Below are 21,555 nucleotides of genomic sequence, written 5' to 3'. Positions count from 1 at the left end.
AGCCGTCCGGTGCTGCCGGTACGCGGGGTGGAGCCCGCCGTGCGAGACTGCCAAAATGCCGTCACCCACTCAGCGGGCCCTGGCCCGGGTACCCGACCGGCTGCGTCCCTTCCTGGTGCGGCACCGCAAGCTGGTGAAGTTCCTGCTGGTGGGCGGCAGCTGCTTCGTGCTGACCATGGTCGTCAACTTCACGCTCAAGCTCACCGTGCTGCACGAGAAGCCGGTCGTCTCGTTGACCATCGCCACGGTGCTGGCCACCGTGGTGTCGTACGTGCTCAACCGGCAGTGGTCGTTCCGGACCAACGGGAGGCAGCGCGAGGCGGCGCTGTTCTTCGTGGTGAGCGGGCTCGCGGTGCTCGTCAACGACGCGCCGCTGATCGTCTCCCGGTACGTCTTCGACCTGCGTGAGCCCGCCGTCAGCTACTCCGGCCAGGAGATCGCCGACTTCGTGAGCGGGATGATCCTCGGCACGCTGCTGGCGATGGTCTTCCGCTACTGGGCGATGAAGCGCTGGGTCTTCGTGCGGTACGACACCGACACCGACACGGCGGCCCCGGCCGGGCGGCCGGAGCCGGAGACGGAGCCGCAGGGCGTCAGGCCGTGACCTCCCGGCCGGCGCCGGGCCTGCGGAGCACGGTGACCATCGTGACGAGCAGCCCGAGCAGCGCCCAGACGAACAGCACCAGCAGCGGCACGCCGATGTTGGTGGCGCCGAAGTAGGCGATCGAGCGGGCGGTGTCGGTGCCCGCGCCGTTGGGCATCCAGGCACCGATCGCCCGCCAGAACGGCGGCAGCATCGGCGGCGGGTAGACGCCGCCCGCGCTGGGGTTGCCGAGCACCACGAAGATCAGCACGGCCAGGCCGATCCCGACGACGTCGAAGAGGCACTGCAGGGCCATCGTCGTGGTGCCGACCGCGAAGACCACCAGGCTGCCCAGGCCGATCAGGCCCCAGAGCGAGCCCGGCAGCGCGTTCAGGATCGGGCCGATGATCAGCGCGCCGCCGATGCCCGCCGCGATCGAGTAGACCGCCAGGGCGCCGAGCCGGATCACCGCCCGGTTGGAGTTGGCGGGCCGGGCGCCGGAGCTGATGGCGAGGATCGAGGCGACGAGGTAGCCGCCGACGCACCAGCCGATCACCAGGTAGAAGGAGGAGAGCCCGCTGGCGTCGCCCTTGGCGAGTGGCGCGACGTCCTGGGTCTTCACGGTGCGGCCCTGGGCCGAGTCCAGCGCGGTGACGATCGTCTGTGCGGCCTTCACCGCGGCCGGGCCGCGGGCTCCGCCGACGAGCAGGGTGTCCTCGGTGCCGGCCGGGTCGAAGACCAGTGCGGCGTAGATCTTCTGGTCCCTGATCCGCGCGGTGGCTTCGGCCGGGTCGGTGGCTGTGCTCGCCTTCACCGCGTCGTCCGGCACGGACTCCAGTGCGCCCACCAGCTTCGGGCTGACCTGCGGCGGGGCGACGACGGCGATCGACAGCTCGTGCGGGGCCGGGTGGTGCAGGGCGCCGACGTAGGAGGTGATGAAGCCGAGCTGGAGCAGCAGGACGCCGATCACCAGCAGCGCTGCGCGTGGGGTGACGGCGTCCTTCAGTTCGGCGAGGAATCCCCGGGCCGGCGTGTCCATCGGCTGCGCTCCTTAAGAGAGGCGAAGAGCGGGGAAAACCCTGCTTATCGCTACCAAACGGCCAAAACCGATACTTCATATCATGAAACAGTTGGCGGTCCGGGGAGGCCCGGCCGGGCAGGGCCTACGGGATACTGGGCGCCATGAGTGACGAGGCGGCAGCCGAGGAGGCGTTCCTGGCGGTGGAGCGGGAGGTCGCTCTGCTGTTCCGGCGGGGCCGGTCGCGGGCGGCCGACATGTCCCGCCGGGTGCACCCGGCCCTGGAGGGCGTCGCGTACAGCCTGCTGGGCTTCATCGAGGAGTCGGCGCCGGTGCGGCTGACCGACATCGGGCTGCACTTCGGGGTCGGCAAGGCGACCATCAGCCGGCAGATCAAGGTGCTGGAGGGGCTGGGCCTGGTCGCCCGCGAGGCCGATCCGCTGGACCGCCGCTCCTCGCTGGTCTCGCTCACCGAGGACGGCGCGGTGCGTTACCTGCGCGCCCGGGGCGGGCGGATGGCGCGCTTCAGGGAGCTGATGGCGACCTGGGAGACGGTGGACGTCGAGCAGTTCGCCGACCTGCTCCAGCGCTTCAACGACCTGACCGGCGAGCCCGGGATCGACGCCGAACGCAGCTGATGCTTTGACCCGAAGAATGTTGCCCAAGTCAACCATCTCTGCTTATGGTTGCCTCAGGCAACGACTTTCTCGTCGAAGGACACCGCAGATGACAGACTCCCCGCCCGCCCCCATGAGCCATCGCCAGGTGCTCGAAGCCATGTCAGGGCTGCTGCTCGGCCTCTTCGTGGCCGTGCTGTCCTCGACCGTCGTCTCCAACGCCCTGCCGCGCATCCTCACCGACCTGCACGGCGGCGAGTCCGCGTACACCTGGGTCATCACCGCCGCGCTGCTCTCGCTCACCGCCTCCACCCCGATCTGGGGCAAGCTCTCCGACCTGGTCAGCAAGAAGCTGCTGGTGCAGATAGCACTGGTGATCTACATCGTCTCCTCGGCGCTCGCCGGGCTCTCGCAGAACACCGGCGAGCTGATCGCCTGCCGCATCCTCCAGGGGGTCGGCGCGGGCGGTGTCACCGCGCTCGCCCAGATCTGCCTGGCCTCGATGGTGCCGCCGCGCGAGCGTGGCCGGTACAGCGGCTACTTCGGCGCGGTCTTCGCCCTCGCCACCATCGGTGGCCCGCTGATCGGCGGCGTCATCGTCGACACCAGCTGGCTCGGCTGGCGCTGGTGCTTCTACGTCGGCATCCCGTTCTCGCTGGTCGCGATCTTCGTCCTCCAGCGCACGCTGAACCTGCCGGTGGTGAAGCGGAAGGCCAAGATCGACTACCTCGGCGCGCTGCTCATCACCGGCGCCGTCAGCCTGCTGATGATCTGGATCAGCCTGGCGGGCAAGAACTACGCCTGGCTCTCCTGGCAGACCGCCGCGATGGTCGGCGGCGGGCTCGTGCTGGCGGCCCTGTTCGTCCGGGTCGAGCAGCGGGCCGCCGAGCCGATCGTGCCGCTGGATCTCTTCCGCCACCGCACCGTCACGCTCGCCGTCATCGCCAGCGCGTTCGTCGGGATCGGCATGTACGGCGCGACGACCTTCCTCAGCCAGTACTTCCAGCTGGCCAAGGAGAAGTCGCCGACGATGGCCGGCATCCTGACCCTGCCGATGATCATCGGCCTGGCCCTCTCCTCGACGGTCGCCGGGAAGCTGATCACCCGGTACGGCCGGTGGAAGGTCTTCCTCGTCGCCGGGACCTTCCTGCTGACCGTCGGCTTCGCCCTGCTCGGCACCGTCCGGGCCGACACCTCGTACGGCGTCCTCTCGGTCTACATGGCCGCCGCCGGTGTCGGGCTCGGGCTGACCATGCAGAACCTCGTCCTCGCCGTCCAGAACACCGTGCCGCGCCACGAGCTCGGCGCGGCCAGCTCCACCGTCACCTTCTTCCGGACGATGGGCGGCGCGATGGGCGTCTCGGCCCTCGGCGCGCTGCTCGCCAACCGGGTCGGCCACTACCTGACCGCCAACCTCGCGGCCGCCCACCTCCCGGCGGCCGGGGCCGTCGGCGGCGGTGAGATCCCCGACCTGCACCGCCTGCCCGCACCGCTCGTCCCGCTGGTGACGGACGCGTTCGGCCACGGCGTCGGCACGGTCTTCCTGGTCGCCGCGCCCTTCGCGCTGGTCGCCTTCCTGGTCGTCCTGCTGATCCGCGAGGTGCCGCTGCGGACCGTCGAGGCGCCCTCGACGGAGACTGAGCCGGCGCTCGCGCGCTAGCCGCAGATGCAGAGAGGGGCACGGGGCGAAAGCCCCGTGCCCCTCTCTGTTCGTGCGTGTCTGTCTGTGCGTGCCTGTTCGTGCGTGGCTCAGGCTGCGATCAGCGAGAGGCCGTACAGGACGACTGCCGCGCAGGCGGCGAAGCAGACCGAGGCGGTGGCCAGCGCGAGGTTGGCCTTCGGGCTGCTCGGGGTGTCGCCCGCGAGGGCGGCCTCGCGGCGGGAGAGGGCCGTGATGCCGACGGCGAAGACGGCCACGACCGCGACCGTGACGACGACGCTGATGCCTGCGGTCTGGGCCAGGGCGGCCCACTTGATGCTCATGCTCATGGGGTTCTTCCTCTCCCTCTCAGGCCGCGACGGTGGTCGTGGCGGGGGTCGGGGTGGCCTGGGCGGGCGCGACCTCGACGGGGGTGACCTCGTTGACGTTGCCCGAGGTGACGGGCTGGCGGCGGGAGAGGACCCACATGGCGGCCGAGCCGGCCACCAGCACGACGCCGACGACCAGGACGCCCCAGGTGCCCTTGTCCGCGACGAAGGCGGCCGCGCCGGAGACGATCGCGGCGGCGGGCAGGGTCAGGCCCCAGGTGTAGACCATGCGGCGGGCCATGCTCCAGTGCACCTGGGCCTTCGGGCCGCCGAGGCCCGCGCCCATGATGCCGCCGGAGCAGACCTGGGTGGTGGAGAGGCCGTAGCCCATGTGCGAGGACGTCAGGATGACGGTGGCGGCCGCCGACTCCGACGCGAAGCCCTGCGGGGCCTGGATGTCCGTGAGGCCCTTGCCCATCGAGCGGATGATGCGCCAGCCGCCCATGTAGGTGCCGAGCGCGATCGCCGCACCGGCGCTGACGATGACCCAGGTGGGCGGCAGCGCGTGCTGGGGCAGGGCGCCGACGGAGACCAGGGTCAGCGTGATGATGCCCATGGTCTTCTGCGCGTCGTTGGTGCCGTGGGCCAGCGAGATCAGCGAGGCGGAGAAGATCTGCCCCTTGCGGAAGCCCTTGTTGGTGGCCTCCTCGCCGTTCTTGCGGGTGATCCGGTACGCCAGCTTGGTGGCGGCCCAGGCGGCCGCACCGGCGACGATCGGGGAGGCGACGGCGGGGATGATGATCTTCGAGAGGACGACGGCGAAGTTCACGCCGTGCATCCCGACACCGACGACCGTCGCGCCGATCAGCCCGCCGTAGAGGGCGTGCGAGGAGCTGGAGGGGAGGCCGCGCAGCCAGGTCAGCAGGTTCCACAGGATGGCGCCTGCCAGGGCCGCGAAGATGATCGACGGCTGGATGCCGGCCTTCTCACTGACGATGCCACCCGAGATGGTGGTGGCGACCTTCACCGAGAGGAACGCTCCAGCGAAGTTGAGGACTGCGGCGATGGTGACCGCGACCTTGGGCTTCAGGGCCCCCGTCGCGATGGAGGTGGCCATCGCGTTGGCGGTGTCGTGGAAGCCGTTCGTGAAGTCGAAGGCGAGCGCCGTGATGATCACAACGGCCACCAGGAACGTGATGTGTTCCATACCCAAACAATCGTCGTAGTTGTCGTACTGACGCTGATGTCACGGGCGACGGTAGGGATGGTGGGTGAACGGAAGGTGAACTGGATCGGGAATCGTGGTTCGGATGGTTGCGCAGGGATGGCGCGCAGGCTGACAGTGAGTGGAGAAGCAGCCCCTGACGTGCGGGTTTGTCCGTGGAAGTCCACTTTGGTCCGGGTATGTTGAGACCTGTCTCACAGCGGGCCCCGCCGTTGTCTGAGAATTCCCTCAGACCGTACGGATACCCCCTGTCTCGACCGGTCGGGCCCGTGACAGGATCAGGCGGTACGGCGGGAGTGAGAGTCCGGCAGGATCGTCCGGCAGCAGCCGGATCTCAGGGGGAGGCAGGGCCGATGGGGGCTGGACAGCGCGTGGGGGCAGACGGCGGGCGTCCGGCGGTCGGTGTACGCCCCTGGGTGCGCGCCGCACTCCGGTGCGGGGCCGTCCTCGCCATGGCCGCCCTGGCGCTGCCGCTCGCGGGCGCCGCGTACGCCGCCCCCGCCCCGCAGCCCACCTTCACCGTCGCCGCCGGGGCCGACCCGCTGGCCGACGCCAAGGCGACCCTCGGCCCGATGCTCGACCGCCTGCACCAGCTCTACCAGGACGCCGAGGCCGCCACCGAGAAGTACAACGGCACCGTCGCCCAGCTCGCCAAGCAGAAGTCCGCCGTCGCCGACCTGCACGACCGGGTCGCCCGGCAGGAAGTCGCCGTCGACGCGGGCACCGACCTCGCCTCGCAGCTCGCCGCCGCGCAGTACCGCAACGGCAACGCCTCCGAGTACGCCGACCTGCTGCTCGCCAAGAACCCGTACGAGGCCGTCACCATCGCCGAGCTGCTGGCCGCCGCCGGCCGCTCGCAGTCGGCCTTCCTGGACAAGCTCAAGGGCGACCGCGAGGCGCTGAACGGCCTCCAGAAGCAGGCCGAGCTGGCCCTCGCCCAGGTGCAGTTGCTGGCCACCCAGCAGGAGCAGGGCAAGAACGACGTCGCCAAGCGGCTCGCCGAGGTCGAGCAGATGGTCGGCTCGCTCACCGGCGCCCAGCGGGGCGAGCTCGAGCAGCTGGAGAAGCAGCAGGCCGACCAGTCGCAGCTGGCCTTCCTCGCCTCCGGCGCCCTCGGCAAGGGCGAGCGCACCCCGTCCGAGGCCGGGCGCAAGGCCGTCGCGTTCGCGATGGCGCAGCTCGGCAAGGACTACGAGTGGGGCGGCGCCGGGCCGGACACCTTCGACTGCTCCGGCCTGACCTCGCAGGCATGGCTGCACGCCGGCCTGCCCATCCCGCGCACCAGCCAGGAGCAGTGGGCCGAGCTGACCCACGTCCCCCTCAACCAGCTGCGCGCCGGTGACCTGGTGCTCTACCACAACGACGCCTCGCACGTCGCGATGTACATCGGTGGCGGGCTGGTCGTCCAGGCGCCGCACACCGGAGCGGTGATCAAGGTCTCGCCGATCGGGATGAGCCCGATCCTGGGCGCCGTCCGGCCGGACCCGACGGCCGGGGCCGACGACAAGGGCGGCCAGTGGACGGTGCCGCCGATCCCGAAGGGCGCGGACGGTGTGACGCCGATCGCCCCCTCGAAGCCGACCACCCTGCCGACGCTCCCGGCCCCGACGCAGCCGCCGGTCACGACCACGCCGCCGACCACCAAGCCGCCGGTGACGACGCCGACCTCGCCGACCGCCCCCGTCTCACCGACCGCACCTGTCAGCCCGACGACGCCGACGACGCCGACGAACCCGACCACGCCGACGACTCCGGGCACGCCGACGGTGCCCACCACGCCGACCGTGCCCACGTCGCCGAGCGACTCCCCGAGCGGTTCGACCGCCGGCTCGCCTTCGGCCTCGGCGCTGGTGTCGAGCTCGGCTTCGAGCTCGGTCTCGGCGTCAGGGTCGGCATCCGCCTCCGTCTCGGTGAGCCCGTCGACCGTGCAGTAAGCACCTACGAACCCAGGGGCGCGAGCGCCCCTGGGGGTGCAGGCTTTAGCGGGTCGGGCCGGAGTCGGCCTCGAAGCGGATCACCACGGCCTTGGAGGTCGGGGTGTTGCTGATGTCGGCGGTGGAGTCGAGCGGCACCAGGACGTTCGTCTCCGGGTAGTACGCGGCCGCGCCGCCTCGGGCGACGGGGTAGTGGACCACCTTGAAGTGCGGGGCCCGGCGCTCGATGCCGTCCTTCCACTCGCCGACCAGGTCGACGTACGCGCCCTCGGTGAGCCCCAGCTCGGCCGCGTCGGCCGGGTTGACCAGTACGACGCGGCGGCCGCCGGTGATGCCCCGGTAGCGGTCGTCGAGGCCGTAGATCGTGGTGTTGTACTGGTCGTGCGAGCGCAGCGTCTGGAGCAGCAGCCGCCCGGTCGGGACCTCGGGGGCGGTCAGCTCGTTGACGGTGAAGTTGGCCTTCCCGGTGTGGGTGGGGAAGGTGCGGCTGTCGCGCGGGCCGTGCGGCAGGGCGAAGCCGCCGGGGGCGCGGACCTTGGTGTTGAAGTCGGCGAAGCCGGGGACGACCCGGGCGATCCGGTCGCGGATGGTGTCGTAGGAGTCGGCGAAGTCCTCCCAGGGCACCGGGTTTTCCGGGCCGAGGGCGGCACGGGCCAGGCGGCAGACGATCGCCACCTCGGAGAGCAGCTCGGCGCTCGGCGGGCGCAGGCCGCCGCGCGAGGAGTGCACCATGCCCATCGAGTCCTCGACGGTGACGAACTGCTCGCCGGTGGCGGAGCGGTCGCGGTCGGTGCGGCCGAGGGTGGGCAGGATCAGCGCGCGGGAGCCGGTCACGACGTGCGAGCGGTTGAGCTTGGTGGAGACGTGCACGGTGAGGCGGCAGCGCCGCATCGCGGCCTCGGTGACGGCAGTGTCGGGGGAGGCGTGGACGAAGTTGCCGCCCATCGCGAAGAAGACCTTCACCTTGCCGTCGCGCATCGCGCGGATGGTGTCGACGGCGTCGAAGCCGTGCTCGCGCGGCGGCTCGAAGTCGAACTCGGCGCCCAGCGCGTCCAGGAAGGCGGTGCTGGGGCGTTCGAAGATGCCCATCGTCCGGTCGCCCTGGACGTTGCTGTGCCCGCGCACCGGGCAGACCCCGGCGCCGGGGCGGCCGACGTTGCCGCGCAGCAGGAGGAAGTTGACCACCTCGCGGATGGTCGGCACGGCGTGCTTGTGCTGGGTCAGGCCCATCGCCCAGCAGACGATGATCTTCTGGGAGCCGAGCACCAGCCGGGCCAGCTCCTCGATCTGCTCCTCCGGCAGGCCGGTCGCGGCGAGCACCTCCGCGCGGTCGGTGGAGGCGGCCTCGGCGGCGAACTTCTCGAAGCCCAGGCAGTGTTCGGCGATGAACTCGTGGTCGACCGCGCCCTCGGTGGCCAGCAGCAGCTGGTTGAGCGCGCGGAACAGCGCGAGGTCGCCGCCGAGCCGGATCTGCAGGAACAGGTCGGTGAGCTTGGTGCCGTGCCCGGCCAGGCCGCGCGCGTTCTGCGGGTTCTTGAAGCGTTCGAGCCCGGCCTCCGGCAGCGGGTTGACGCTGACGATCTTCGCGCCCGCCCGCTTGGCCCGCTCCAGGGCGGAGAGCATCCGGGGGTGGTTGGTGCCCGGGTTCTGGCCCGCGACGATGATCAGATCGGCCTGGTAGAGGTCCTTGAGGCTGACGCTCCCCTTGCCGACGCCCAGCGTCTCGGTCAGCGCCGAGCCCGAGGACTCGTGGCACATGTTCGAGCAGTCCGGCAGGTTGTTGGTGCCGAGCTGCCGGGCGAAGAGCTGGTACGCGAACGCGGCCTCGTTGCTGGTGCGGCCGGAGGTGTAGAAGGCGGCGCCGTCGGGGGTGTCCAGCGCCTTGAGCTCCTCCGCGACGATGGCGAAGGCGCTCTCCCAGGAGACCGGCACGTAGTGCGTCGCGCCCTCGTCCAGCAGCATCGGCTCGGTGAGCCGGCCCTGCTGGCCCAGCCAGTAGCCGGAGCGCTCGGCCAGCTCGGCCACCGAGTGCTCGGCGAAGAACGCGCTGGTGATGCGGCGCTCGGTGGCCTCCTCGGCCACGGCCTTCGCGCCGTTCTCGCAGAATTCGGCGGCGTGCGTCTTGCCGGGCTCCGGCCAGGCGCAGCCCGGACAGTCGAAGCCGTCCGGCTGGTTGACCTTGCTGAGGGTGGCCAGCGTGCGGAGCGGGCCCATCTGCTCCGTGGCCATCCGCAGGCTGTGTCCGACGGCGGGCAGCCCGGCGGCCGCGTGCTGGGGCGCCGAGACCCGGGGCGCGTCCTGCGCCGGGTCACTCTGCGGGGCCTGCTTGGCCATGACTGCCCACCTCCTGCTCAGTGGGCAGGCTCCTTCGCCTGCCCACTGCCAATCCTGTCACCTGGGGCTCGCCGACCAGGTACCTAGGGGGCGGGAGGGGCAGCGCGCAGCGGAAGGTGCGGCGCGGTCTCCTCCAATTCGGCGCGGTGCTGCGCGTCCCTGGCCACCGTGTCGCTCAGCGCGCGGAGCAGGCTGCGGGCGGTGGCGTCATTCTGGCGGAAGGACGGTGAGTTGGTGCGTGGGCGGGCGAAGGCGGCGAAGGTGCGGGCTGTGGTCGGGGCGCCGATAGCCGTCCGGCGGGGGTGTCGGGTGCTGCCGAGCGAGGGGTCGATCACCCGGCTGTCGGACGGGTCGACGACGAGCAGGCCCGAGCGGTGGGTGTGGTCGGCGTCCGTGAGGATCTCCTCCAGCAGCTGCCCGGAGAGGTGCAGCTCGCGCAGCAGCGCCGAGCCGGTGCGGGCCAGGTTGTGCTTGGGCAGGAAGCTGTCGACCAGGGCGGTGGCGTGGACGGTGTGGCCGGGCACGGTCGGGCTGCTCGCGAGGTAGCTGCCGGTGCGCTCGTCCGGCTCCACCCGCAGGTCGGCTCCGAGGAAGTGCAGCAGGCCGGCCTCGGCGAGCGCGGTCAGCTCGCGCAGTCGGAAGCCGGGCGGGCCGGAGGCGAGCAGGTTGAAGAAGCCGAACCACCAGCCGTCCAGCTCCTTGCCGGCCGAGCGGGCGGTCAGCCGCCGGGAGTCCGCCAGCCGGGGCAGCTGGCCGAAGAGCGAGAGAAGGGCGACGAAGGCGCCCAGGTCGGCGCTGTGGGCCGGGTCGGCCCGCCGGGCGGTGTCGGCGCCGATCCGGGTGAGCAGGTGGTGCTGGAGCTTGGCGGGGGAGTCGAAGGTCAGCCCGGCGAGCGGCCGGTCCACGGCTTCCAGGTCGAGCCGGTCGGCCGGGTCGGGCACCGCGTCGATGACCAGCCGGGTCAGCTCGGGGGAGTACCAGTCGAGGAGGTCGTACCGGGCGAGGAAGTCGGCCCAGGGCAGGGCGGTGCGCTCCGGGTGGCCGTGGAACAGCTCGTGGTAGTGGCCGAAGCCGATCTCCTTGGCCATCAACGGCCAGACGTCGCGCCGGAGTTCGAGCGGGCCGGAGCGGGCGGTCAGGGCGTCCACCGCCGCCGCGTCGAAGTAGCGGGGCAGCGGCGGCGGTGGCCCCTGGAGGCGGTAGCCGGTCTTCGGGTAGTACGGCACCCCGCGCCGCGAACCGGCGTGGATCACCGGCTCCCGGCCCGACGGGCGGTAGACCAGGCCCGCCGGGGTCTCCTCGTACCGGCCGCCCCTGCCCTCGGTCAGCAGCGTCACCAGGTCGACGAAGGCCAGGCCCAGGCCGCGGACGACCAGCGTCTCGCCCGGCGCGATGCCGGAGAGGTCGGCCTCGGAGGTGAACTCCGGCGGCAGGTGGAAGAGCCCGTGCCGGGCGGCGAAGTCCGCGGTCGGGCAGGTGGTCGGGTCGGGGGTGTTGCCGAGGTGGCCGAGGGCCAGCACGACGTGGTCGGCCCGCAGCAACTTGTCGGTCAGCTCGACGAGTTGCGTCCCGTCGGGCGGCCCGCTGAGGCGGCGGGCGGTGTCCCGGTGGGTGGTCAGCGTGATGTGCGGCGGCAGCTCGGCGACGGTACGGCGGAACACCCAGTCCAGGTACGCGCTCTGGGCCCGCCGGGTGGCGAAGTCGGCCGGGCCGAGTGCACGCAGCTCGGCCCGGACGGCCGGGTCGCGGACGGGCTCGTACGGCTCGAACTGCTCGGGTGCGGACGCCCATTCGTACAGCGAGGGGCCGGGGCGGATCGGGCCCTCGACGGTGCTGGATGCGTCGGTGAACATCGTGACGTCCTCGGCCATCGAGTTCATCCGCAGCAGCGCGGGCTGGTCCGGCCGCCAGACCCGGCCGCCGCCGGGCGGGTGCGGGTCCACCAGGTGGATCTCCAACGGGTGGTCGGCGGGCAGCAGTTCGGCCGCGTTGGCGGCCAGCCGCTCCACCAGGCCGACCGCGCGCGGGCCGCCACCGACGATCACGAGTACGCTCAACTGCTGCTCCCGGTAAGAGTGTTGCGAAGGCGCTGGAGCAGGGTCGGCGGCAGGCCGCCCCGGGTGCTGCCACGGGCGAAGTACCGCTCCAGGTAGTACTGGCCGACGGAGAGCAGGCTCGTCACGGCGATGTACCAGAGCGTGGCGACCAGCAGCAGCGGGATGACCTGGTAGGTCTGGTTGTAGATCACCTGGGCAGAGAAGAGCAGGTCCTGCACGGCCAGCACGCTGACGATGCTGGTGCCCTTCAGGGTGCCGATCAGCATGTTCCCGGCGGCCGGCAGGATCGAGCGCATCGCCTGCGGCACCACGATCCGGCGGAGCACCCTGACCGGGCCCAGCCCGAGGGCCTGCGCGGCCTCCAACTGCCCCTGGTCGACGGAGGCGACACCCCCGCGCACCACCTCGGCGGCGTACGCGGCCTCGTGCAGCGTCAGGCCGATCACGGCCGTCAGCGTCGGGCCGAGCAGGTTGACCGTCCGGATGCTGAGGAACTCCGGGCCGAACGGCAGGCCGAGCCTGGGGTAGAGCGCGCCGATGTTGAACCAGAGCAGCAGCTGGACGAGCAGCGGGGTGGCCCGGAAGATCCAGACGTAACCCCAACTGAGCGTCCGGAGCAGCTGGTTGTCCGAGAGCCGGAGCACGGCGAGGAAGGTGCCGAGCAGGAAGCCGAGCACCATCACGACGGCCGTCAGCCAGAGCGTGAGCAGCAGGCCGTGCAGGATCGCCGTCGTGGTCAGGTACTGCCCGACCACTGCCCACTGGAAGGCCGGGTTGCGGGCCACCGAGACGGTGACCAGGGCGAGGGCGAGCAGCGCGAGCACGGTGGCGGCCAGCCGCCCGGGGCGGCGGCGCGGGACGATCCGGAGGTCGTCGGTCAGCGGTGGCGAGTGAGTCGGTGGCAGGTCGTGCGTCATGGCCATGTGCGGGCTCCAGGGCGGGGTGTGCGGGTGGGCAGACCCGTCACGCACGCGGTTCCGCGCCCCTCAACGCGGCCCGGCCTGCACCGAGTTCGGCGGGCCGGGGTGACACTCTCGCTCCGTCCACGATCGTACGCGTATCCGAATCCGACCTGTCAAGGAGCGAGATCGGTGGTTGACGGATCGACAGGTCCGCTGGTCCACTGTCGGCATGTACGCCAGTCAGCACTTGGTCACCCGCGACCACATCGACTTCGGTCGAGTGTGGTCGGCGGCGTGTCCCGGCTGACTCGGCAGCGGGCCCTCTGACCTGCTCTTCCGCTCCCTCCGCCGCGCTGCGCGGGCCCTCCCTCGGCCCGCCCCCGGCCGGGAGCCGGTGCGCTGCCGTCCGCGCATCCGCCCGTCGTAACGGCTCTCTCCGCTCGCTTCGCACCCGCTGACGCTCCGTCACGCACGCACCGAACTTCCCCAGGCTCTGTCACCTTCCGGCGCACCTGCCGGCGCACCTGCCGGCGTACCTGCCGGCGTACCTCGCGTGCGCCGCCGTGCCCTGCTGCCCGCGCTCGTCGATCTTCCCGAAAGGCTCTGCCCACCGTGAGACGTCTCCTGCTCGTCAGCACCGCCCTGCTCCCCGCGCTGGCCGTCGTCGCGGCGTGCTCCGCCCCTCCGGCCGGTCTCACCACGGCCGCCGCCACCGCCTCCCAGGACGTCGTCTCGGGGGAGCAGAAGGTGGAGGAGGTGGCCGCCCTGCTGCCGCCGGAGGTGCGGCAGGCGGGGGTGCTGCGGCTGGGGGCGGCGCTCGGGACGCCGCCGTCCTCGTTCTACCCGGACCCGGCGACGAAGAAGGCGGCCGGGCTGGACGTGGACCTCGCCGACGCTGTCGGCCGGGTGCTGGGCGTCACCGTCCAGCGGGAGGAGGCGTCGTTCGAGACGATCCTGCCGGCGCTGGGCAGTGGGAAGTTCGACCTCGGCACCGGAAACTTCGGCGTCACCGCCGCCCGTCTGAGGACCATCGACTTCGTGACGTACATCGACGACGGCCAGGGGTTCGCCGTGCGGGCCGACAACCCGCTGAAGGCGGTCACCGAGCTGACCCAGCTCTGCGGGCTGACCATCGGCACGGGGGTCGGCACGACCTTCGAGAGCACGCTCAACGCCAAGAAGGGCGTCTGCGCGGCGGCGGGCCGCAAGCCGTACGAGGTGAAGGCGTTCGCCGACACCGGGGCCGTCCTCACCGGGCTCCAGCAGGGCCGGATCGACGCGGTGATGTCGACCATCAACGGCCTGCGCTACCAGGCGGCGCAGCCCGCCGCGAACACGAAGTTCGTCGGCGAGTACCACCGCCTCGACGTCGGCTTCGCGTTCAGGAAGGGCTCGCCGCTGACCCCGGCCTTCCAGGCGGCCGTCAACCAGCTGATCAAGGACGGCACGTACGGCCGCATCCTGCGCAAGTGGGGCACGGAGGGCTCGGCCGTCACCGAATCCCGGACGAACCCGCCGGAGCACCCGTGAGCGGGGCGGCGGTCGAGATCCGCGGTCTGCACAAGAGCTTCGGTCGCCACCATGTGCTGCGCGGCGTCGAGTTGAGTGTCCCGGCGGGGTCGGTGGCGGCCCTGGTCGGCCCGTCCGGCTCGGGCAAGTCGACGCTGCTGCGGGCGGTCAACCACCTGGAGAAGCCCGACCGGGGCTCGGTCACCGTCGGCGGTGAGCTGATCGGGTACCGCCGCTCCGGCGGTCGGCTGTACGAGCTGGCGGCCCGCGAGGTGCGGCGGCGCCGGACCAGGATCGGGTTCGTCTTCCAGCACTTCAACCTCTTTCCGCATCTCACGGTGCTGGAGAACGTCACGGAGGCGCCGGTGCACGTGCTCGGGCGGCCGAAGGCCGAGGCCCGGGAGGAGGCGCTCGCCCTGCTGGAGCGGGTCGGGCTGGGTGGCCGGGCCGCCGCACACCCACGGCAGCTGTCCGGCGGCCAGCAGCAACGGGTGGCGATCGCACGGGCGTTGGCACTGCGCCCCGAGGTGCTGCTGCTCGACGAGCCGACGTCGGCGCTCGATCCGGAGCTGGTCGGCGAGGTGCTCGACGTCGTCCGGGAGCTGGCTCGGGCGGGGACCACGATGATCGTGGTCACCCATGAGATCGGCTTCGCCCGGGAGGTCGCGGACTCGGTGGTGTTCATGGCCGACGGCGTGGTGGTCGAGCAGGGGCCTGCGGCCGCCGTGCTGGACCGTCCGCAGCACGCCCGGACCCGCGCCTTCCTCGCCAGGGTGCTCTGACTCACCGGGTCCGGGCGCACGGTTGGGGGAGGCTGTCAAGAGTAGGGCAGCCCGATTCGTCAGGTCTCCAGCTTGGATGAATTGATAGGAACTGGCCGAGGCGCACCCCCTGGTTCGCAGGTGGAAGAGGTTGATATACCTCGGATGCATAAGACGGGAGAGGTGTGCGGCCTCCCCGGCGAGATGCGACGAACCAGGTGGTGATGGGCAGTGAAGCTCCAACGCGTTGGCCCTCAGGGCGCCGAGCGCCCGGTGGTACTGGGCCAGGACGGCACCGCGTACGACCTCTCGGGTCTGACCGCCGACATCGACGGGCGGTTCCTCGCGGGCCTGGACCCGGTCGAGCTGGCCCGGTCGGTGGAGGCCGGGGAGCTGCCGCCGGTGGAGATCGCCGGGCAGCGCGTCGGCGCACCGGTCGCCCGCCCCGGGAAGGTGGTCGGGATCGGTCTCAACTACCGGGACCACGCCGAGGAGGCGGGTGCCCAGCTGCCCGCCGAGCCGGTGATCTTCCTCAAGCCGAGCTACACCGTCGTCGGCCCGGACGACGAGGTGCTGGTGCCGCGCGGCGGCGAGAAGACCGACTACGAGGTCGAGCTCGCCATCGTGATCGGCCGCACCGGCCGGTACCTGGAGAGCCACGAGGCGGCAGCGGCGGTGATCGCCGGGTACGCGGCAGTCAACGACGTCACCGAGCGGGCCTTCCAGCTCGACCGCGGCGGCCAGTGGGACAAGGGCAAGTCGGCGGAGACCTTCACCCCGCTCGGCCCCTGGCTGGTGACGCCGGACGAGGTCGGCGACCCGCAGCAGCTGAGCCTGAAGCTCTGGGTCAACGGCGAGCTGCGGCAGAGCGGCAGCACCTCGAAGATGATCTTCCCGGTGCTCGAACTCGTCCGCTACGCCAGCCAGTTCATGGTCCTGGAGCCCGGTGACGTGATCATCACCGGCACCCCGGCCGGCGTCACCCTCGGCCACCCCGGCAAGCCCTTCCTCCGCCCCACGGACGTGGTCGAGGTCGAGGTCCAGCACCTCGGCCGCCAGCGGCAGGTCTTCGGCAAGGCATAACCCCCTACGGAGTCAGGGGCGCGGGGAACTGCGCGAGATCGGGAGCAGAGCACCGGTGCTTCCCGCAGAGCGCAGTTCCCCGCGCCCCTGGTGGTTACCGCCCGAGCAGCTGTTGCAGCTGCGCCAGCATCGCCGCCGCCGGCCCGTCCGCCGTCTCCAGCGCGAGCAGCCCGGCCAGCACCTCCGCCGTCTGCGGGTCGTGCAGCGCGGTCGCCGCCGTCATCGCGACGAACTCGTCCACCAGCCAGTCCCGCAGGGCGGTGGGCGTGATCTGCTGCCCCTCGTCCAGCCAGGTCAGTGAGGACGCCTCGACCACCGAGATCCAAGAGCGGACCAGCAGCGTCAGCCGTGGCCCGGCGTCCCGGACCCCGAGGTGCCGCAGGGTCCGCCGCAGCGCGACCCGCCGCACCTCGTCGACGATCGCCGACGTACGCGCCGTCGCCACCACCGAACCGCCGCGCAGCAGGGCGCCGTACCCGGTGTCGTGCTCGGCGACGAAGGAGAAGTAGCTGTCCAGCACGGCGGCCAGCTGGGCGGTCGGCGTGCCTGCGGTGGTGATCGAGAAGCGGCTGGTCAGCTCCTCGGCGGCGCTGCGCAGCGCCGCCTCGTACAGCTGCTGTTTCCCGCCGCTGAAGTAGCGGTAGACCAGCGGCCGGGAGGCGCCGGCGGCCTCGGCGACGTCGTCGAGGGTGACCTCCTCCGGTGGGCGGGAGCTGAAGAGCTCCAGGGCGACGGCGATCAGCTGCTCGCGTCGCTGCTGCACCGGCAGCCGCCGGTAGCCGGACCGCCGGGTGCGTGGCTCGCCACCCTGCGGAGCTGCGGGGGCGGGGGAGTCCGGGGTGAGCGCTGCGCTGGCTGCCATGGCCGTCAGCGTAATGGCCATGGGCCGCTCTGACGCGTGTCGCGCAGGCACGAGCTCCGGACGGGACGGCGAGGATCCGACCCGGCCGAGCCTGGCCAAAGGGGCTTGCAAACCGGCCAACCTGCGAAAAGATGGCCGGATGGTTGAAGAACTGATCAACTCGAACGCCGACGGCACCACCCCTCGCCGCATCGCCGACGCCTACGTCCACGCTCTCGCCGAGCTCGACCCGCTGACCTCGGTCTACCTCGGACTGAACCCGCAGGACGACCGCCTGCCCGACCTCTCCCCGGAGGGGCGCGAGGCGCTGGCCGAGCTCGCCCGCCGTACGCTCACCCAGCTCGACGCGGTCGAGGCCGCCGGCGTCGAGGACGAGGCCGAGCGCCGCTGCGCCCGGCTGCTCCGCGAGCGGCTCACCGCCGAGCTGGCCGTCCACGACGACGGCGAGAACTTCCGCGCGATCCGCAACCTCGGCTCGCCGGTGCACAACGTCCGCGAGGTGTTCACCCTGATGGGCACCGAGACGGACGAGGAGTGGGGCCTCATCGGCCGCCGCCTGGCCCGCGTCCCGCTCGCGCTGGAGCAGTACCGCGCGCTGCTCGCCGAGGGCGTCGAGCGGGGTCTGCTGGCCGGTCCCCGGCAGGTCAGCACGGTGATCGGGCAGATCGCCGAGTGGCTGGAGGGCGAGATGCCGGGCGGCTGGTTCGGCAGCTTCGTCCAGGACGCGCCGGAGGCGCTGCGGGACGGCCTGACGGACACCGCCGTCGCCGCCTCGGCCGCGCTCGCGTCGCTCCGCGACTGGATGCGGGACGTCTACGGCCCGGCCGCCACCGGGACGCCGGACGTGATCGGCCGGGAGCGCTACACCCGCTGGGTCCGCTACTGGACGGGCTCCGACCTGGACATCGACGAGGCATACGGCTGGGCCTGGGAGCAGTTCCGCGAGCTGGACGCCCAGATGCGCGCCGAGGCCGAGAAGGTGCTGCCCGGCAGCACCCCGATGCAGGCCATGAAGTGGCTGGAGACCGACGGCCCGGCGATCAAGGGCGAGGAGAACGCCCGCGAGTACCTCCAGGGCCTGATGGACGGTGCCATCGCCGATCTGCAGGGCGTGCACTTCGACCTCGCCGAGCCGTTGCTCAGGGTCGAGTCCCGCCTCGCGCCGGTGGGCAGCGCGGCCGCGCCGTACTACACGCAGCCCTCGCTCGACTTCTCCCGCCCCGGCCGCACCTGGCTGCCGACGCTCGGCCGGGAGTCCTTCCCGACCTGGGACCTGGTCTCCACCTGGTACCACGAGGGTGTGCCCGGCCATCACCTCCAGCTCGCGCAGTGGACGTACGTCGCCGACCGGCTCTCCACCTACCAGGTCACCCTGGGCGCCGTCAGCGCCAACCTGGAGGGCTGGGCGCTGTACGCCGAGCGCCTGATGGACGAGCTGGGCTACCTCACCGACGCCGGGGCCCGGCTCGGGTACCTGAACGCGCAGATGATGCGCGCGCTGCGGGTGATCGTCGACATCGGCATGCACGCCGAGCTGCACTTCCCCGCCGACTCGCCCTACCGGCCCGGCGAGTTGATGCTGCCGGACGCCGCCCGCGAGTTCTTCGGGCAGTACTGCGGGCTGGCCCCGGAGTTCCTGGACAGCGAGCTGATCCGCTACCTCGGCATGCCCGGCCAGGCCATCGGCTACAAGCTCGGCGAGCGCGCCTGGCTGCTCGGCCGGGCCGGGGCCAAGGCCGCGGCGGCGGCGCGCGGCGAGGAGTTCGACCTGAAGGCCTGGCACATGGCGGCGCTCTCGCAGGGCTCGCTCGGCCTGGACGACCTGGTCGCCGAGCTCAGCGCGCTCTGACCGGAGCGGAGCCCGCGTCCCGTCCCTCGTTCCATGGGGGTGGGACGCGGGTCCTCCTCAGGTCCCAGGCCACTGGTTCTTCTGTCCCAGTTCGTGACATTTTGCACCAAAATGCCTTGCCCATCGCCGCCGAGCGAGCTTCCCTGGAAGAAGTGCTGCGTACGCCAAGCCCAGCTCCTTCGGAAGGCGGCCCCCGGTGTCCACCACGCTTGCTCCCGACGGCTCCAAGGCCGACAGCCACAGGTGGTGGGCCCTCGCGGTCATCGCCATCGCCCAGCTGATGATCGTGCTCGACGCGACGATCGTGAACATCGCACTCCCATCCGCCCAGCACGACCTGGGCATCTCCGACGGCAACCGGCAGTGGGTCATCACCGCCTACACCCTCGCCTTCGGCGGTCTGCTGCTCCTCGGCGGACGGATCGGCGACCTCTTCGGCCGCAAGCGCACTTTCACCGTCGGCCTGCTGGGCTTCGCCGCCGCCTCCGCCCTCGGCGGCTTCGCGGCCGACCCGGCGATGCTGTTCGCGGCCCGCGCCCTCCAGGGCGCCTTCGGTGCCGTGCTCGCGCCCTCCGCCCTCGGGCTCCTCTCCAACACCTTCACCGACCCGAAGGAGCGGGCCACCGCCTTCGGCATCTTCGGTGCCATCGCGGGCGGCGGCGCGGCCATCGGCTTCATCGCCGGCGGGCTGCTCACCGAGTACCTGGACTGGCGCTGGTGCCTGTTCGTCAACGTGCCGATCGCCATCGGCGCCGCCATCGGCGCGTTCTACCTGCTCAAGCGCGACCACATCGACAAGAGCCACCGCGTCAAGCTCGACCTGCCCGGCGCGCTGCTCGGCTGCGGCGGCCTGCTCGCCATCGTGTACGGCACCTCCGAGGCCTCCTCGCGCAGTTGGGGCGACTGGCTGGTGCTCACCTTCCTGCTCCTCGGCGTGGCCCTGCTGGCCGTCTTCGTCCTGGTCGAACGCCGCACCACGCACGCCCTGCTGCCGCTGCACATCGTCGCCGACCGCAACCGTGGCGGCGCGGCCCTCGCGGTCGGGATGGCCGTGGTCGGGATGTTCGGCCTGTTCCTCTTCCTCACCTTCTACCTCCAGGTGGTGAAGGGCTTCACGCCGGTGATGGCCGGAGTCTCCTACCTGCCGATGACCGCCGCGATCATCCTCGGCTCGACCACCATCGCCGCCCGCCTGATGACCCGGGTCCCCTCGCGGAACCTGATCGTCCCCGGCCTGCTGCTGGCCGCCTCCGGCATGGCCTGGCTGACGCAGATGAAGGTCGACAGCTCGTACGCGACCATGGTGCTGCCCGCCGAGGTGCTGCTCGGCTTCGGCATGGGCCTGGTCTTCATGCCCTCGATGAGCCTGGCGACCCTCGGAGTCGCCCCGCACGAGGTCGGCGCCGCCTCCGCGACCATCAACAGCGCCCAGCAGGTCGGCGGCTCGATCGGCACCGCCCTCCTCAACACCATCGCCGCGACCGTCACCACCAGCTACCTCGCCACCCGGGACGCCCAGAACGTCCTGGTCCAGCACCAGGGCGCGGTGCACGGCTACGCCGTCGCCACCACCGTCGCGATGGGCATCCTGCTGGTGGCCGCCGTCATCGCCTTCCTGATGATCAACCACCGCCCGGCCCCCGGCGAAGCGACCGGTGCGGACGCCGAGGCCACCGCCCAGGTCCTCGCCTGACACCACCCGACGCGATCGCGAGCAAACCCTTGCGGAAACTTTCCGCAAGGGTTTGACTCGCCCTCATGCGCGCCCTCATGCACGAGCAGCCACCGCAGTACCAGGTCCTCGTCGTCGGCGGCGCGGGCGTCGACACCGTCGTCCGCGTCGACCACCTCGAAGTGCCCCCGGGCGACTCGCAGGGCGTCCCGCCCATCCGCGACTACCCCGCCCACACCGGCAACGGCGTCGCACTCGGCTGCCACCGGCTCGGGCTGCGCACCAAGTTCATCGACTACCTGGGCGTCGACCCGCAGGCCGAGCTGATCCTCGCCGAGTATGCCCGCCGGGGCCTCTCCTTCAGCCACCTCGTCTCCCCGGCCGGCACCCCACGCTCGGTCAACCTGGTCGACGCCGAGGGCCGCCGCTTCTCCTTCTACGACGGCCGCCACCCGGCCGACCTGCGCCTGCCGCCCGAGTTCTACCTCCCGTACCTGCGCCGCACCGAACACGTCCACCTCTCGATCACCGGGCCGGGCCGCGACCTGTACGAGGACATCCGGCGCCTCGGCCTCACCAGCTCCACCGACCTGCACGACTGGGACGGCGCCAACCCGCACCACCGCCACTACGCCCTCGGCGCCGACCTGGTCTTCCTCTCGGTGGCCGGCTGCCGGGGGCGGCACGAGCAGGTCATGCGGCAGATCCTCGCCGAGGGCCGCGCCCGCCTGGTCGTCGCCACCGCCGGAGCCGACGGCAGCCACCTGCTGACCCGGGACGAACCGCAGCTGCGCCACATCCCGGCGGCCGACCCGGGCCTGCCGGTCGTCGACACCAACGGCGCGGGGGATTCGTACGTGGCCGGCTTCCTGCACGCCTGGCTCGCCGGGCGCAGCGCCGTCGACTGCGCGCGCTCGGGCGCCGTCGCGGGGGCGTACGCCTGCACCACCGCCGGTACGCACACGGACTTCATCGCGGCCGACGCGTTGGCGGCGGCGCTTGTGAAGACCAGGTGAGAGCTACGGCACAGGTCCGGCCAGGCGATTCTCACTCTGCTCACAGCATAGGATCACGGGATTTCCAGTTGATCCGCACATAGTCGGAGCGTGCTCGTAGCATCGGGCGCGTACCGGGACCGCATGGTGGGCAGGAGTCACGTACCTGATGAGCCGTCATCGAAA

At 71.7% G+C, this 21,555-nt stretch carries 17 protein-coding genes; 10 read left to right on the top strand and 7 right to left on the bottom strand.

The genetic code is table 11. The features are described from left to right. Positions 1-55: 55 nt before the first annotated feature. Positions 56-604 carry a GtrA family protein gene (locus ACR68M_RS11090; protein WP_441250284.1) on the top strand — a complete coding sequence of 183 codons (549 nt, stop codon included), beginning with the start codon at positions 56-58 and terminating at the stop codon, positions 602-604. Here the strand turns inward: ACR68M_RS11090 and ACR68M_RS11085 are convergent. Beyond that, positions 594-1,622 carry an ABC transporter permease gene (locus ACR68M_RS11085; protein WP_441250283.1) on the bottom strand — a complete coding sequence of 343 codons (1,029 nt, stop codon included), beginning with the start codon at positions 1,620-1,622 and terminating at the stop codon, positions 594-596. The genes ACR68M_RS11090 and ACR68M_RS11085 overlap by 11 nt on opposite strands. Before the next feature lie 143 nt (positions 1,623-1,765). Between ACR68M_RS11085 and ACR68M_RS11080 the strand changes: the two genes are divergently transcribed. After that, positions 1,766-2,239 (top strand): MarR family winged helix-turn-helix transcriptional regulator, encoded by a 474-nt coding sequence (locus ACR68M_RS11080; RefSeq protein ID WP_441250282.1) that lies wholly within the window; start codon positions 1,766-1,768, stop codon positions 2,237-2,239. 88 nt (positions 2,240-2,327) lie between these two features. Continuing rightward, on the top strand, positions 2,328-3,878 hold the full coding sequence (locus tag ACR68M_RS11075; RefSeq protein WP_441250281.1) for an MDR family MFS transporter: 1,551 nt from the start codon (positions 2,328-2,330) through the stop codon (positions 3,876-3,878). An 89-nt stretch (positions 3,879-3,967) separates the two neighbouring features. On the opposite strand, the gene ACR68M_RS11070 is transcribed toward ACR68M_RS11075, so the two are convergent. Together ACR68M_RS11070 and ACR68M_RS11065 are read right to left on the bottom strand one after the other, a co-directional pair. Further along, on the bottom strand, positions 3,968-4,207 hold the full coding sequence (locus tag ACR68M_RS11070) for a hypothetical protein (protein WP_441250280.1): 240 nt from the start codon (positions 4,205-4,207) through the stop codon (positions 3,968-3,970). A 19-nt stretch (positions 4,208-4,226) separates the two neighbouring features. Beyond that, on the bottom strand, positions 4,227-5,393 hold the full coding sequence (locus ACR68M_RS11065; protein ID WP_441250279.1) for an anion permease: 1,167 nt from the start codon (positions 5,391-5,393) through the stop codon (positions 4,227-4,229). A gap of 434 nt (positions 5,394-5,827) precedes the next feature. Here ACR68M_RS11065 and ACR68M_RS11060 point away from each other — a divergent pair, with 434 nt between their 5' ends. After that, complete coding sequence (locus tag ACR68M_RS11060; protein WP_441250278.1) at positions 5,828-7,345, top strand: C40 family peptidase; 1,518 nt, start codon at positions 5,828-5,830, stop codon at positions 7,343-7,345. A gap of 45 nt (positions 7,346-7,390) precedes the next feature. Here ACR68M_RS11060 and ACR68M_RS11055 read toward each other — a convergent pair whose 3' ends face one another. The 3 genes from ACR68M_RS11055 to ACR68M_RS11045 all read right to left on the bottom strand — a co-directional run bounded on the left by ACR68M_RS11055 (position 7,391) and on the right by ACR68M_RS11045 (position 12,659). Then, positions 7,391-9,679, bottom strand: a complete 2,289-nt coding sequence (locus tag ACR68M_RS11055; RefSeq protein ID WP_441250277.1) for an FdhF/YdeP family oxidoreductase — start codon at positions 9,677-9,679, stop codon at positions 7,391-7,393. A gap of 83 nt (positions 9,680-9,762) precedes the next feature. Further along, the gene (locus tag ACR68M_RS11050; protein WP_441250276.1) at positions 9,763-11,736 is read right to left on the bottom strand and encodes an FAD/NAD(P)-binding protein; all 1,974 of its coding nucleotides are present in this window, start codon (positions 11,734-11,736) and stop codon (positions 9,763-9,765) included. Next, positions 11,733-12,659 (bottom strand): amino acid ABC transporter permease, encoded by a 927-nt coding sequence (locus ACR68M_RS11045; RefSeq protein WP_441250275.1) that lies wholly within the window; start codon positions 12,657-12,659, stop codon positions 11,733-11,735. Before ACR68M_RS11045 ends, ACR68M_RS11050 begins: the two co-directional genes overlap by 4 nt. Before the next feature lie 591 nt (positions 12,660-13,250). On the opposite strand from ACR68M_RS11045, the gene ACR68M_RS11040 reads away from it, so the two are divergent. The 3 genes from ACR68M_RS11040 (at position 13,251) to ACR68M_RS11030 (ending at position 15,991) form a co-directional block, all read left to right on the top strand. Next, positions 13,251-14,168, top strand: a complete 918-nt coding sequence (locus ACR68M_RS11040; protein WP_441250274.1) for an ABC transporter substrate-binding protein — start codon at positions 13,251-13,253, stop codon at positions 14,166-14,168. Next, entirely contained in the window at positions 14,165-14,929 is a 765-nt protein-coding gene (locus ACR68M_RS11035) for an amino acid ABC transporter ATP-binding protein (RefSeq protein ID WP_441250273.1), read from the top strand. Before ACR68M_RS11040 ends, ACR68M_RS11035 begins: the two co-directional genes overlap by 4 nt. A gap of 210 nt (positions 14,930-15,139) precedes the next feature. Continuing rightward, on the top strand, positions 15,140-15,991 hold the full coding sequence (locus ACR68M_RS11030) for a fumarylacetoacetate hydrolase family protein (RefSeq protein WP_441250272.1): 852 nt from the start codon (positions 15,140-15,142) through the stop codon (positions 15,989-15,991). Between the two features lie 94 nt (positions 15,992-16,085). On the opposite strand, the gene ACR68M_RS11025 is transcribed toward ACR68M_RS11030, so the two are convergent. Next, the gene (locus ACR68M_RS11025; RefSeq protein ID WP_441250271.1) at positions 16,086-16,853 is read right to left on the bottom strand and encodes a TetR/AcrR family transcriptional regulator; all 768 of its coding nucleotides are present in this window, start codon (positions 16,851-16,853) and stop codon (positions 16,086-16,088) included. Positions 16,854-16,992: 139 nt separating this feature from the next. Here ACR68M_RS11025 and ACR68M_RS11020 point away from each other — a divergent pair, with 139 nt between their 5' ends. The 3 genes from ACR68M_RS11020 (at position 16,993) to ACR68M_RS11010 (ending at position 21,390) form a co-directional block, all read left to right on the top strand. Beyond that, positions 16,993-18,702 carry a DUF885 domain-containing protein gene (locus tag ACR68M_RS11020; RefSeq protein ID WP_441250270.1) on the top strand — a complete coding sequence of 570 codons (1,710 nt, stop codon included), beginning with the start codon at positions 16,993-16,995 and terminating at the stop codon, positions 18,700-18,702. Between the two features lie 280 nt (positions 18,703-18,982). Then, the gene (locus tag ACR68M_RS11015; RefSeq protein ID WP_441251576.1) at positions 18,983-20,395 is read left to right on the top strand and encodes an MFS transporter; all 1,413 of its coding nucleotides are present in this window, start codon (positions 18,983-18,985) and stop codon (positions 20,393-20,395) included. Positions 20,396-20,460: 65 nt separating this feature from the next. Next, on the top strand, positions 20,461-21,390 hold the full coding sequence (locus ACR68M_RS11010) for a carbohydrate kinase family protein (RefSeq protein WP_441250269.1): 930 nt from the start codon (positions 20,461-20,463) through the stop codon (positions 21,388-21,390). The last annotated feature ends 165 nt before the right edge of the window (positions 21,391-21,555 follow it).

Origin of the sequence: Kitasatospora sp. McL0602, from assembly GCF_052076145.1 — a bacterium.
In the GTDB taxonomy this organism is placed as follows: Bacteria; Actinomycetota; Actinomycetes; order Streptomycetales; family Streptomycetaceae; genus Kitasatospora.
This window is presented reverse-complemented; position numbering and strand designations above follow the sequence as displayed.

Coding starts and splice junctions, on each gene's coding strand:
- ACR68M_RS11090 (WP_441250284.1), top strand. CDS start 56: ATGCCGTCACCCACTCAGCGGGCCCTGGCCCGGGTACCCGACCGGCTG.
- ACR68M_RS11085 (WP_441250283.1), bottom strand. CDS start 1,622: ATGGACACGCCGGCCCGGGGATTCCTCGCCGAACTGAAGGACGCCGTC.
- ACR68M_RS11080 (WP_441250282.1), top strand. CDS start 1,766: ATGAGTGACGAGGCGGCAGCCGAGGAGGCGTTCCTGGCGGTGGAGCGG.
- ACR68M_RS11075 (WP_441250281.1), top strand. CDS start 2,328: ATGACAGACTCCCCGCCCGCCCCCATGAGCCATCGCCAGGTGCTCGAA.
- ACR68M_RS11070 (WP_441250280.1), bottom strand. CDS start 4,207: ATGAGCATGAGCATCAAGTGGGCCGCCCTGGCCCAGACCGCAGGCATC.
- ACR68M_RS11065 (WP_441250279.1), bottom strand. CDS start 5,393: ATGGAACACATCACGTTCCTGGTGGCCGTTGTGATCATCACGGCGCTC.
- ACR68M_RS11055 (WP_441250277.1), bottom strand. CDS start 9,679: ATGGCCAAGCAGGCCCCGCAGAGTGACCCGGCGCAGGACGCGCCCCGG.
- ACR68M_RS11045 (WP_441250275.1), bottom strand. CDS start 12,659: ATGGCCATGACGCACGACCTGCCACCGACTCACTCGCCACCGCTGACC.
- ACR68M_RS11025 (WP_441250271.1), bottom strand. CDS start 16,853: ATGGCAGCCAGCGCAGCGCTCACCCCGGACTCCCCCGCCCCCGCAGCT.
- ACR68M_RS11020 (WP_441250270.1), top strand. CDS start 16,993: ATGGTTGAAGAACTGATCAACTCGAACGCCGACGGCACCACCCCTCGC.
- ACR68M_RS11015 (WP_441251576.1), top strand. CDS start 18,983: ATGATCGTGCTCGACGCGACGATCGTGAACATCGCACTCCCATCCGCC.
- ACR68M_RS11010 (WP_441250269.1), top strand. CDS start 20,461: ATGCGCGCCCTCATGCACGAGCAGCCACCGCAGTACCAGGTCCTCGTC.